Below are 12,285 nucleotides of genomic sequence, written 5' to 3' on the forward strand. Positions count from 1 at the left end.
TAAGGAGAAGATCATGAGCGATTTGGAACATCGAATTGCCGTGGCGCGCGGCGAGGCGCCTGCGGATATTGTGCTCAAGAACGGCTCGATCTTTGATCTCATGACCGGTGAGTTGATCGTCGGCGATGTCGCCATCGTGGGGGACAGGATCGCGGGCGTTTACGAGCGTTACGAGGGGAAACGCGAGATCGACGTGACCGGCAAGGTGATCGTGCCCGGCTTTATCGACACACATCTTCATATCGAAAGCTCTCTGGTGACGCCCTTTGAGTTCGACCGCTGCGTCTTGCCGCGCGGCGTGACGACGGCGATCTGCGACCCGCATGAGATTGCCAATGTGATCGGCCTGCCGGGCATTCGTTATTTCCAACAGGCCTCCGAGCATACGCTGATGTCGATCCGCGTGCAGCTGTCGTCCTGTGTGCCGTCCACGCATATGGAGACGGCAGGGGCCGAGCTTTTGGCGGAGGATTTGCAAGAGGTTATGGGGCATCCCTCGGGCATCGGTCTGGCGGAATTCATGAATTATCCCGGCGTGATTTTCCGCGACCCGGAGGCGATGAAGAAACTTCGCCTTTTTGAGGACGCCCATATCGACGGCCACTGTCCGCAGCTCTCCGGCATGGATTTGAACGCCTATATCGCCGCCGGCATTCGCACCGAACATGAGGCGACCACCGTCGAGGAAGCGCGTGAGAAATTGCGCAAAGGCATGCGGGTGCTGATCCGCGAAGGCTCTGTGTCCAAAGACATGCACGCGTTGCAACCGCTTTTGACCCAACTGAGCGCGCCCTACATGTGCCTCTGCACCGATGATCGCAACCCGCTGGACATCGGCGAGCATGGTCATCTGGATTACGTGATCCGCACATTGATTGCGCTTGGAAGCCCGGCTCTGGCGGTTTACCGCGCGGCCACTTTGTCGGCGGCTGAGGCCTTTGGGCTCAAGGATCGCGGCATGATCGCGCCGGGCAAACGCGCCGATATTGTGGTGCTCGACAGTCTGGAAAACTGCAATGCATCCATGGTCTTCGCGGGCGGAGTTGAGGTGACGGACGCGGCCTTCGCCGCGCGTGGTCATGTGGCGCCCGTGGGGCGTGGTTCGGTCAAAGCGCCCAAGGTCACGCCGGAGCAGTTCCGCACCTCCGGCAACCGCGAAGAGGTTGATGTGATCGGCATCATCGAGGGCAAAATCATCACCGAACACCTGCGCGAGACCGTGCCCATCGTCGATGGCGATAAGGCGCCGGACCCCGCGCGCGATCTGTCGCGGATCACCGTCATCGAACGCCACGGCAAGAACGGCAATATCGCGAGCGGTTTTGTCAAAGGCTTTGGCCTCAAAGCAGGCGCGATTGCCTCGACCGTTTGTCACGATCACCACAATATCGCCTGCGTTGGGGTCGATTACGCCGATATGGCGCTGGCCGCGAACCGCCTGTCGGAGATCGAAGGCGGCTTTGTCGTGGTGAAAGACGGCCAGGTTCTCGCCGAGTTGGCGCTGCCGGTCGCGGGGCTGATGAGCCTTGAGCCTTTTGAGGTGGTGCGCGATGATCTGGTCGATCTGCGCGCGGCGGCGGCCTCTCTTGGGGTCACGCTGGAAGAGCCGTTTTTGCAACTGGCCTTTCTGGCGCTTCCGGTCATTCCGGCGCTCAAAATCACCGACCGGGGTATGGTCGATGTGACGAAATTCGAGATCATTGCCTGACACTGTTTGATGCCTGAAAAACAGCCCGCCCTTTGCAAAGAGGGGCGGGTTTTGGCTTTGTCACAATAAGTGAACTAATCAGTTCACTTTTAGGCATTCTACATATTGACGAAGCCGTCAAAACGACCGCATTAGAGGCAAGACAGAACGCTTTCGAAAGGAGAGAGTCATGAAAAAGCTGATACTGCCCGCACTGCTTCCCGTGGTGGTCCTGCTGACGCTTTCGGGCTGCGCAGACGGCAAATACCCGGTGTCGCAATGCACCACCGCCGACCATTATCCGGTGGCCTGCCAAAACATCGAAGAGGGTGAAAGCCCGGCCGATCTCGAACCGATGCAAGTGCCCGCTTTTACAGGCGCTTAGGCCTCAATAGCCGCGTGCCAGATTGACCACATCTGACAGCGGCGCGCCGGCGAGCAGGGCGCTCAGATTGTTGAGCGTCTTTTGCTCGAAGCGTCCGCGTTCCGCCGTGCCGCCTTTGTAGGATTCATGCGGGGTCAAAAGCACCTTCGGATGGGTCCATATTGGATCATCGGCCTCGGGCGGTTCGGGATGGGTGACGTCGAGCGTCGCCTTGCTCAGCTGCCCCGCATCCAACGCCCGCAATAGTGCTGGCTGATCCACCAACGCCCCGCGCGCCACATTGATCAGATGCAGCCCCGGCTTTGCGTGGGACAACAGAGCGTCATTGACCATCGCCTCGGTTTCCGGCGTGTGCGGCATCGCCAAAACGACGTGATCGGAGCCCGCCATGACCTCCTCGGCGCTGGCACAGGGGGTGATCTCTTCTGGCACCGCCTCCCAAACGCCACGCCGCGCGGCCAGCACCCGCATATCAAAAGCCCGCGCGCGCTTTGCCACCGCATCGCCGATGGCGCCATAGCCGATGAGGCCCAGCGTCTTGCCCTCTAGAGTGCCAAATTCCCGGGCCCCCCAATCCGCAAGAGAGGTGGTGCGCGCCGCGAAAATATCCTTTTCCACCAAGAGCATCGCCGCCAAGACATATTCGGCAATCTGCGGCGCGGTCAGGCCGCGACCGTTGGTGACGATCGGGGCGCGCATCAGCCACTCGGGATAGATCTCGATCCCGGCGGAAAAGGTTTGCACCCATTTGAGATGCGGATACGCCATTTGCGGCGCCTCGGCCCAAGTGCGAAACGCCCGCGTCACCAAGACCTCCGCCTCCTGCGGCAACTCCCAAGGGCGCTCGCGGTCGAAATGATCGATCACCCGCGGCGCGCTTGGATGCGCGGCGAGGATGCGGCCAAAGTCTTCGTCGATTTGGTTGACGATCACGGGGGAGGACATGCGAGGCTCTTTCTGTCGAGGTTTCAAAGCCTTGGTAGCGAGCCTTGCCCCAGATTTCCAGCCTCTCAGAGTTCAAACACCGCCGCAGAGGCCAAAATGTCGCCTGTCGGTTGGCCTGTGGGCGAGCCGCCCGGAGGCTCATCCGAGACGGCCATGGTGGCGCCTTCGACCTGTGCCAAAAGCGCGGGCGGGATGGTCACACGAATCTCGCCGATCTCTGAGGGCACGAGGCCCAAGGAGACGGGCGTCTCAGACCCATCTGCGATGAGCCAAAGTTCGAGCACTCGACCGGGGCGCGGCGCGCCTTGGTTCAACTGCACGATCATCACATCGGTTTCAGGGATAAACCCTGCGGCGACCACCAGATCGCCGCTCACCAGATCGACGTGGAATTTCGGACCGGGAGCGTTCAGCACTGGGGCGAAGGCGAGAAAACCGATCATGGCGACGGCGGCCGCCCCCGAGACCCAAAGCCCGAAGATCGAGCGTTTCGGGCCAGTGGGCGCGGGGGCGATCTGGGCCATGATCCGGGATTTCAGCGCTTTCGAAGGCCGCACTTCGGCCAGATCGCCCGCGAAAACCGCCAATTCGCGCTCCCATTCATGCACCATGCGCTGAAGCTCCGGGTCGTCTTTCAGACGCGCTTTGAACCGGGCCTCCTCGACCGCATCGAGCAGGCGCAGCACATATTCCCCGGCAAGTGCTGGGTCGTTGCTTTCCGTGTGATCCATGTGATCGCTCTCATCGGTCATTGGGCCATCCTCGGTTAGAGGTTCAGGTTAAGCATTCAGGCAGTCGCGCAAGGAGATCAGGCTGCGCCGCAGCCAAGTGCGCATGGTGTTCAGCGGCACGCGAAATTTCTCGGCCAGATCGGCGTAGCTATGGCCCTCAAGATAGGCGCCGCGCACGGCGTCTTTGCGGTCGGGTTCCAGCGCGTCGAGGCAAACGTTCAGCCGGGCATTTTCCGAGGCTGCGATGCTTTGCGCCTCAGGGCTCGGGCCGGGATCGGCGAGATCGGACATCTCGCTCACGTCGCGCGGATGGCCCTGTCGCTGTTTCGCGCGGAGCCGGTCGATCGCCAGATTGCGCGCCACGGTGACGAGCCAGGTGATCGGACTGTGACCCGTCACGGCATAGCGGTCCGCCTTGTGCCAGACGCGCAGATAGACCTCCTGCAACACATCCTCTGCCTCTGCGCGGTTGTTCAAGACGCGCAGCACGACGCCGAACAGCTTGCCATTCGTGGCGTCATAAAGCTCTGAAAAGGCGTGACGATCCTTGAGCGCGATCCGTGCGATCATCTCTTCGATCTCTGCCCGTGTGCGCATCTTTGAATCCTGTACCAAACACCAGTTTCAGAAAGCATATAGCGTCCGGACACATAAAAACACCCGGCACGGATCACGCGCCGGGTGTTGTCACCGTTTGGCGCGGATTACATCGCGGTGATGGTGGTCATCACCAGCTTGTCGTCGACGCGGATCGGGCCGTCTTCCTTGGCGCCCAGCGTGTATTCGAACACGCCGGTATGCATGCCGCCTTCTTCGGCGTGGATCATCAGCATAAGCATCTCGCCCGGCTTGACCTCTTCGGTCAGGATCGCGGCGACGTCTTTCGTTTCGCCCGCACGCAGCGGCGCATAGGCGACGACCGGGCCCGGTTTCATGGTCTCATCGGTGCGATGCACGACGAGCCAGCCGTTTTGCGCAGCGGTGATGCTGTCGGCGCTGACGATGCCGTTGGCGACGGACTGATCGGCGGCCTCGACCTTTTGCATCATGTCGTCGCTTGCGAAAGCGGCGGTGGCGGTCAGGCTCATCGTCATGGCGGCGGCGGTCATCAGAAATTTCATGGGTCGTCTCCGTATAAAGTGCGTTTGTTTCGCGTTTCGAGCCAGCTCGTGAGCCGCTCTTGCCCAGAGTCACGACGGCGTTTCGGGAAAGTTTCAAAAAAAATTCAGACGGGGTGATTTTTTCGAATGGTGCCGGGCCAATGCCTCCCATCAAGTCGATTTCAAAGAAGCATTTGCGATAAATCAAAGTCGGTTCGACAATCCGGGCAATATACGAAACTCGCGACCGGGGCAGGGCACCCGCCTCTGGGCGACATCTCCGGCCTGCCGGTCAAGGGGCAGACGATCACAGGTGCCGACGCTTGGGCGGTCGATCTCATGAAATCGGCGCAATCGGTGGGCCTGCCGACGCGCGAGAATTGCGGCCAGTGCCATTTCTTCGGTGGCGGCGGCGACAATGTGAAACACGGCGATCTGAGTTCTGTGCTTTATGACCCGGACATCCACACCGATGTACATATGTCAAAAGACAGCGCCAATATGGTCTGCTCCGATTGCCACCGGGAAGAGAGCCACAGCTGGGCCGGATCGCGTTACCTTATGGACGCGAAGGACACAGTGGGCCTCGGTCATCCGGGAGAGGAGCGGTTCTCGGCCTCTTGCGAAAGCTGTCACAGCGACAACCCGCATGAGGGCGATCTCATGGCGATCAAGCTCAATGATCACGTCGATAAAGTTGCCTGTCAGACCTGTCACATCCCGGAGTTCGCGCGCGGTGGCGTGGCGACTAAGACCTATTGGGACTGGTCCACGGCAGGGCGTCATCGGCCACGGCATTTTGCGGCTCGTCACACGCAAATGAGGGACACACCGATGACCAAACGGATCGTCAAGGTTTGCCCCCGGTTTGAACGGCTCTGGCATTGGACGCAGGCGCTGTTGATTGCGGTGCTGATGTTCACCGGCCTTCGCGTGAGCGGCGTACATGCGCTCATTCCCTTCGGGTCTGCCGTCATGCTCCACACATTGGCCGCGCTTACGCTTCTGGTCGTGTGGATTTTCGCCACGTTTTGGCTTTTCACCACAGGCACATGGCGGCAATTCCTGCCGAAGGTCGAAGGTATGCTCGCCACCGCGCGCTACTATGCTTACGGCATTTTCAAAGGCGAAGAGGCGCCCTACCAAAAGCAATATTGGCGCAAACACAATCCGCTTCAGGCCGCGACCTATTTCGGGCTGAAGTGGTTTGTCTTCCCGGCGATCTGGGTCACCGGCATTCTCTACCTGACCTATAATTTTTGGGATAGCGGGTCTGACAGCACCCTTGTGCTCGCCGTGGTGCGAAACATTCACCTCTTGGCGGCCTATGTGATCTTCGCCTTCGTCATCGCGCATGTCTATCTTTTGACGACGGGCCACGGTTTTCGGAACCATGTCCGTCCGATGGTGACCGGTTATGAAGAGATCGACCTGACCCCGGAGCAAGAAGCCTATTTCGAGGCCAACACGCCGGATCGGTTGAAGCCTCTGGAGCCTGCGCAATAGCCCCCGTCAGTCGAAAACACGAAACGGCGCCGCAATCGGGCGCCGTTTTCATATTCTGCCATCAAAAAAGCCGCCCACATTGGGCGGCCTTTACGCTGTTCGGGATCAGCAAATCTCTTAACCGTTCCAGCTGCGAACCACGCCGCAATCCATGTGAACGAAGTTGGAGCCACGGTAAGTGCCCACGCCACCAGCGGAGCAGGCTTGTGCGGCAGAGGCCATTTGCGTCACAGAACGCGACTTGAGACGCAGGTCTGCGGCTTGGGCTTTCATGTGAAGCGAGTTCTTGGCAACACCGCGCGAGCGCGAACGCAGCATGGCGTTGGTCTCGGGCGAGCGATAGCCGGAGAGGAGCATATAGGGCTCGTCGGTTTCCATCAGGCGGTGCGCGGCGGTCATGATGTCGACGGTGCGCGCATCCACGGCCTTGACCTGCGAGTTGCGCCAGTCGCGGAAGAAGTATGTCACTTCCTTGAGCGCCTCAGGGATGTATTCGCCTTCGATCCAATAGATGGTGTCGATGCTTTCGCCCGTGCGGCCCGAATACATGTTGATCCGACGAATGTCGCCGGAGCCGCGCAGGAAGCCTGCTGCATTGGCATATACTGGAGCTGCGCTGATTGCGGTTGCTGCAAAACCGCGAAGAAGTCCACGGCGTGTGAGCACGCCCGTTGCTTTCGTTGTCATTCTTTAAAGCGTCCCGTCGCTTACCTGTTCCCGCCTCACGCGGCTGTTTATGGATGTGCCGCCATTTGCGGCTTGTGCCGCTTGTTCCGGCATTCTTAACCAAGATTCTCAACAGAACAATGACTTAGATCAGACAAACTTGCCTTTTCGCGGTCTTTTGCCTTCTTTTTCAGCATTTTGATCCAAACACGCTCCCAAATCCTCCGATCGTCACAAACATGTGATCCGGCAGTTTCGGGTGTTTCTGGACGCAAGCTGACGTCGAAACCTGTTAAAACCTCTCGGGTGAGCCACATCCCTGTCGCTCTGATGGGGTTATGGCATATTGTGATTCTTGGGCCAAGCACCGGTTTTGGCGCAGAGCTTAACAAAGGGTGAAATCGGCGGGTTTTTGCGCAAAATATGATGTAAGACCTTACCTGCGGGAACAATTTCCAAGGCTTCGAGTTGCGCGCGTCGGCCTGTCAGTGGCTCTCAAGTCTGCGTCCGTGGAACTGATGCCAAGGCCGCCTGAGCGTTTTGGGTCTTTTGGGAAGCCCCCGGTTTTAAGGGGAAAAATCCGATTTCCTTCCCTTTTGCGTCAACTGTTGTGCATATGGCACAGGGGCGCCTCACTGCGTTCTTCCCCCCTGACGCTGCGCTCGGAACTCCTGTAACCTTTTCCGAACGACTGCTGAGCCATTCCGGGCCTATTCTGGCCTTTCCACCCCAAGTTTCCCGAGGACCGATATGTTTTTTTCACCGGTTTCCCCTGCTGCACATCGCGCCGCACATCATACTGACACCCCGCAAGCCGCGCCTTTGCGCCGGAAAGCGCCCCTGTTGAAGGCCGGTCTCGTTGCCCTGAGTCTCGCCCTGACAAGCGCACCTCTGGCGCTTATGCCCGTGACCGCTCAGGCCCAGCAGGTCAGCGCTTTCATGCAATCGGTGGCTGAAGCGGCGTCCTCGTCCAAGGTTCTGTCGGACTTCTACCGCTCCAATGGCTACAAACCGGTCTTCGCCGATCAAAGCGCCAGTGCGAAAGCGCGGCGTCAGGCGCTCCTGCGCGCGGTTCAATCCGCGCCGGACAAAGGTCTCGCGCCCTATGACACCTCGCTCCTCGAGGCCAACCTGCGGGCGATCAAATCCGACCGCGATCTGGGCCGCGCCGAAGTCGCTCTGGCGCAGCTCTTTCTCGATTATGCCCGCGACGTGCAGACCGGCCAGCTGATCCCGTCCCGCATCGACGCAGGCCTCGTGCGTCAGGTGCCCTACCGCGACGGCCTTGAGGTGCTCACCAATTTCACCCAATCCAACCCTCAGGCCTATCTGCGCAAGCTCGAACCCAGCTCGCCGGAATATGCCCGCCTGTTGAAAGAAAAAGCCAAGCTCGAAGAGCTGATCGCTCATGGCGGCTGGGGCCAGACGGTGCCGGGCGGCAAATACGAACCCGGCGCGACGGGCAATGGCGTGATCCTTCTGCGCAACCGTCTGATGGCCATGGGCTATCTGCCGCGCTCGGCGGCGACCGGCTATGACGCGAAGATGGAAAAGGCTGTCCAGCAGTTCCAGATGGACCACGGTCTGACCTCTGACGGTGTGGCCGGGCAGGCGACGATTGACGAGATCAACCTCAGCCCGGAAAAACGCATGGCCTCCATTTTGGTCGCGCTGGAGCGTGAGCGCTGGATCAACATGCCTTTGGGCGAGCGTCACATCTGGGTCAATCTGACGGATTTCTCCGCCAAGATCGTCGATCATGGCCGCGTGACCTTTGAAACCCGTTCGGTGATCGGTCAAAATTCCGGTGATCGCCGCAGCCCGGAGTTTTCCGACGAGATGGAGCATATGGTCATCAACCCGACCTGGCACGTGCCGCGCTCGATCGCCGTCAAAGAATACCTGCCGATGATGCAGCGGAACCCGAATGCCGCCGGTCACCTGCGTCTTGTGGACAGCCGCGGTCGCACGGTGAACCGCGCCAATGTGGACTTCTCGCAATACACGACCCGCAGCTTCCCGTTCAACCTCAAGCAACCGCCGTCGAACAGCAACGCCTTGGGTCTCGTGAAGTTCATGTTCCCGAACAAATACAACATCTACCTGCATGACACGCCCTCGAAGAGCCTCTTTGGTCGTGAGGTGCGCGCCTTCTCGCATGGCTGTATCCGTCTGCAGCAACCCTTTGACTTCGCTTACGCTTTGCTCTCGAAACAGACCTCCGATCCGGAAGGTTTTTTCCAAGCCAAACTGCGCACCGGCGTTGAGACCCTCGTGCCGTTGGAGCAACATGTGCCGGTTCACCTGATCTATCGCACCGCCGTGACCCTGCCGAAAGGCGGCATGGAATATCGTCGCGATGTCTATGGTCGGGACGCGAAAATCTGGGCCGCGCTACAAGACAGAGGTGTGCAACTCTATTCTGTCGGCGGTTGAGTGCCACTTTCTTCAAGAGTTTGAAACAGAGCTGAAATATTGAGGCGTTCGGGGGAAACTTCGGACGCCTTCGCTTTGCAAAGCGGCGCAAAACACCTATGTCACCTGCAAGACTGACGGAGATTTCAAATGCCTATCACCATTGCCGAGCTTGCCGCCTCATTGAATGCCCCTTTCGAGGGGGACGGGGGGCTGGTCGTCGCGGCCGCACGTGAACCGCAGGACGCGGGCAAAGGCGATCTGGCGCTGGCGATGGACCCGCGTTTTGCCAAGAATATCGCTAAGGGCGCGGCTCAGGCGGCTGTGCTCTGGGAGGGTGCGGATTGGCAGGCGCTGGGTCTGAAAGCCGCCATTCTCGTCAAACGCGCACGTCTGGCGATGGCGGGGATCACCGCAAGTTTCGATGCGGGGCTGGGGCTTGAGCCTGGGATTCATCCCACGGCGGTGATCCATGAAAGCGCCGAGATCGGCGAGGGTGCGGCCATCGGCCCGCTCGTCGTGATTGGCAAAGGGGCCAAGATTGGCAAGAACGCCAAAATCGCCCAGCATGTCTCAATCGGTGCCGGTGTCACCATCGGCGACGATGCCCTCATTCATCCCGGCGTGAAAGTCGGCGCGCAAGCCACCATTGGCGACCGGCTGATCGCCCAGCCCGGTGGTGTGGTCGGGGCGGATGGGTTCTCTTTCGTGACGCAGCAAAAATCTGCTGTCGAGGAAGCCCGCGAAAGCCTTGGCGAAACGGTCGAGGCGGCGGGGCAAGAGTGGCTGCGCATCGCCTCCATCGGCTCTGTGGTGATCGGCGACGATGTTGAACTGGGCGCCAATGTCACGATTGACCAGGGCACGATCCGGGCGACGCGCATCGGCCACGGCACGAAACTCGACAATCAGGTCCACATCGGCCACAACGTCGTGGTCGGCAATCACTGTCTTTTGTGCGGCCAGGTCGGCATCGCGGGCTCGACCGTGATCGGCGATTATTGCGTTATGGGCGGGCAGGCGGGCGCCGCCGACAACCTGACCATCGGCGCGGGCGCGATCATCGGGGCGGGCACGGGCGTCTTGTCCAACGTGCCGAAAGGCAAAGCGATGATGGGCTATCCGGCGGTCGCGATGCAGACCCATGTCGAGATGTACAAGGCGCTCCGCCGTCTGCCGCGCATGCTCTCAAAGCTCAAATCAAAGGGCTGACCCGGCCCTGACGCGTGCAATTCGCAGCGTCACATCATACCAAACTGTCACAAAAACCTGTTTCCTAGGCGGGAAATTCAGATTAAGTCAGGCCAGAAACCTGTATCGGAGGGGATCACATGTCGGATGTGAAAGAGAAAATCATCGAGATCATCGCGGAACAGGCCGTTCTGGACCCAAGCGATGTGGCGATGGATCAATCTCTCGAAGAGCTGGGCATCGACAGCCTTGGCCTTGTCGAAAGCATTTTCGCCATCGAGGAAACCTTTGATATTTCCGTGCCGTTCAACGCCAATGAGCCGGACCAGTCGGATTTCGACATCTCTTCCGTCTCCGCCATCGTCAAAGCGGTCGAAGCCCTGATCGCAGACCAGAAATCATGAAGCGCGTCGTCATCACCGGCGCGGGCACGGTCAACGCGCTTGGCCTTGATGTGCCTGCGACGCTTGCGGCCATGGCCGAGGGCAAGAATGGCATTTCCGATCTGGAATTCCGTGATGTCGACCGTCTGGCGATCACCATTGGCGGGCAGATCCACGACTGGAACACCGAAGGCCGGTTCAACCGTCAACAAATGGCGCTTTATGACCGGTTCACCCAATTCACGCTGGCGGCGGCGCAGCAGGCGATCGGGCAATCCGGCCTCGAATTCGTCGGCGATCTGGCGCTGCGCTCGGGCGTGGTTTTGGGCACTTCCGGCGGCGGTCTGACGACCCAAGACGACAATTACCGCATGGTCTATGAGGAGGGCAAAAACCGCGTTCACCCCTTTGTCGTGCCGAAGCTGATGAACAACGCGGCGACCAGCCACGTCTCGATGGAATACAACCTCAAAGGCCCGTGTTTCACCGTGGCGACCGCCTGTGCGTCGTCGAACCACGCCATGGGGCAGGCGTTCAACATGATCCGTTCGGGCATGGCCACGGCCATGGTCACCGGCGGCTCTGAATCGATGCTCTGCTTTGGCGGTGTGAAAGCCTGGGAAGGGCTGCGCGTCATGTCGAAAGACGCCTGCCGCCCGTTCTCGATAAACCGCAACGGCATGGTGCAGGGCGAGGGCGCGGCCGTCTTTGTGTTCGAAGATTATGACCACGCCAAAGCGCGCGGTGCGGAAATCCTCGCCGAAGTCATCGGGTTCGCCATGACCTCGGACGCCTCCGACATTGTCATGCCCTCGAAACAGGGCGCGGCGCGGGCCATTTCCGGCGCCATTCAAGACGCACGGATCAACGCCTCCGAGATCGGCTATATCAACGCTCATGGCACTGGCACGGCGGCCAATGACAAAACCGAATGCGCGGCGGTCGCCGACGCCTTGGGATCGCACGCCGACAACATCATGATTTCGTCGACGAAGAGCATGCACGGTCACCTGATCGGCGGCACGGGGGCGGTCGAATTGCTGGCCTGTATCATGGCCTTGAAGGACGGCATCATCGCGCCGACCATCAATTACGAAGAGCCCGATCCGGAATGCGCCCTTGACGTGGTGCCCAACGAGGCGCGCGACGCCAAGGTCGATGTGGTGCTGTCGAACGCCTTTGCCTTTGGCGGGTTGAACGCGGTTCTGGCGCTGCGCAAGGTGCCGTAAGACTTTCACATCTCAAAAGAAAAACGCCGCATCGGTTTGATGCGGCG

The 12,285-nt window shown here is 59.9% G+C and carries 12 protein-coding genes; 7 read left to right on the forward strand and 5 right to left on the reverse strand.

What is annotated here, in order from left to right; all coding sequences use genetic code 11:
- Positions 1-13 precede the first annotated feature (13 nt).
- The gene (gene ade, locus LC094_RS14205) at positions 14-1,708 is read left to right on the forward strand and encodes an adenine deaminase (protein WP_226553455.1); all 1,695 of its coding nucleotides are present in this window, start codon (positions 14-16) and stop codon (positions 1,706-1,708) included.
- Positions 1,709-1,877: 169 nt separating this feature from the next.
- Positions 1,878-2,072, forward strand: coding sequence for a hypothetical protein (locus tag LC094_RS14210; RefSeq protein ID WP_226553456.1), 195 nt, complete (start codon positions 1,878-1,880; stop codon positions 2,070-2,072).
- 3 nt (positions 2,073-2,075) lie between these two features.
- Here LC094_RS14210 and LC094_RS14215 read toward each other — a convergent pair whose 3' ends face one another.
- From LC094_RS14215 to LC094_RS14230, 4 genes are all read right to left on the reverse strand, one after another.
- Positions 2,076-3,017 (reverse strand): NAD(P)-dependent oxidoreductase, encoded by a 942-nt coding sequence (locus LC094_RS14215; protein ID WP_226553457.1) that lies wholly within the window; start codon positions 3,015-3,017, stop codon positions 2,076-2,078.
- Between the two features lie 65 nt (positions 3,018-3,082).
- Entirely contained in the window at positions 3,083-3,769 is a 687-nt protein-coding gene (locus LC094_RS14220) for an anti-sigma factor (RefSeq protein ID WP_226553458.1), read from the reverse strand.
- A 27-nt stretch (positions 3,770-3,796) separates the two neighbouring features.
- Positions 3,797-4,345, reverse strand: coding sequence for a sigma-70 family RNA polymerase sigma factor (locus LC094_RS14225; RefSeq protein WP_226553459.1), 549 nt, complete (start codon positions 4,343-4,345; stop codon positions 3,797-3,799).
- Positions 4,346-4,452: 107 nt separating this feature from the next.
- Positions 4,453-4,869: a DUF7282 domain-containing protein gene (locus tag LC094_RS14230; protein WP_226553460.1), complete on the reverse strand. Its 417-nt coding sequence runs from the start codon at positions 4,867-4,869 to the stop codon at positions 4,453-4,455.
- Positions 4,870-5,187: 318 nt separating this feature from the next.
- Here LC094_RS14230 and LC094_RS14235 point away from each other — a divergent pair, with 318 nt between their 5' ends.
- On the forward strand, positions 5,188-6,354 hold the full coding sequence (locus LC094_RS14235; RefSeq protein WP_226553461.1) for a cytochrome b/b6 domain-containing protein: 1,167 nt from the start codon (positions 5,188-5,190) through the stop codon (positions 6,352-6,354).
- A gap of 117 nt (positions 6,355-6,471) precedes the next feature.
- On the opposite strand, the gene LC094_RS14240 is transcribed toward LC094_RS14235, so the two are convergent.
- Complete coding sequence (locus LC094_RS14240) at positions 6,472-7,041, reverse strand: YcbK family protein (protein WP_226553462.1); 570 nt, start codon at positions 7,039-7,041, stop codon at positions 6,472-6,474.
- A 729-nt stretch (positions 7,042-7,770) separates the two neighbouring features.
- On the opposite strand from LC094_RS14240, the gene LC094_RS14245 reads away from it, so the two are divergent.
- From LC094_RS14245 to LC094_RS14260, 4 genes are all read left to right on the forward strand, one after another.
- Complete coding sequence (locus LC094_RS14245; RefSeq protein ID WP_226553463.1) at positions 7,771-9,456, forward strand: L,D-transpeptidase family protein; 1,686 nt, start codon at positions 7,771-7,773, stop codon at positions 9,454-9,456.
- 129 nt (positions 9,457-9,585) lie between these two features.
- Positions 9,586-10,647 carry a UDP-3-O-(3-hydroxymyristoyl)glucosamine N-acyltransferase gene (gene lpxD / locus LC094_RS14250; protein WP_226553464.1) on the forward strand — a complete coding sequence of 354 codons (1,062 nt, stop codon included), beginning with the start codon at positions 9,586-9,588 and terminating at the stop codon, positions 10,645-10,647.
- Between the two features lie 119 nt (positions 10,648-10,766).
- Positions 10,767-11,030 carry an acyl carrier protein gene (locus LC094_RS14255; protein ID WP_167602966.1) on the forward strand — a complete coding sequence of 88 codons (264 nt, stop codon included), beginning with the start codon at positions 10,767-10,769 and terminating at the stop codon, positions 11,028-11,030.
- Complete coding sequence (locus LC094_RS14260) at positions 11,027-12,238, forward strand: beta-ketoacyl-[acyl-carrier-protein] synthase family protein (RefSeq protein ID WP_226553465.1); 1,212 nt, start codon at positions 11,027-11,029, stop codon at positions 12,236-12,238. Before LC094_RS14255 ends, LC094_RS14260 begins: the two co-directional genes overlap by 4 nt.
- Positions 12,239-12,285 lie beyond the last annotated feature (47 nt).

Origin of the sequence: Celeribacter naphthalenivorans (assembly GCF_020524585.1) — a bacterium.
GTDB classification, from domain to species: Bacteria; Pseudomonadota; Alphaproteobacteria; order Rhodobacterales; family Rhodobacteraceae; genus Celeribacter; species Celeribacter naphthalenivorans.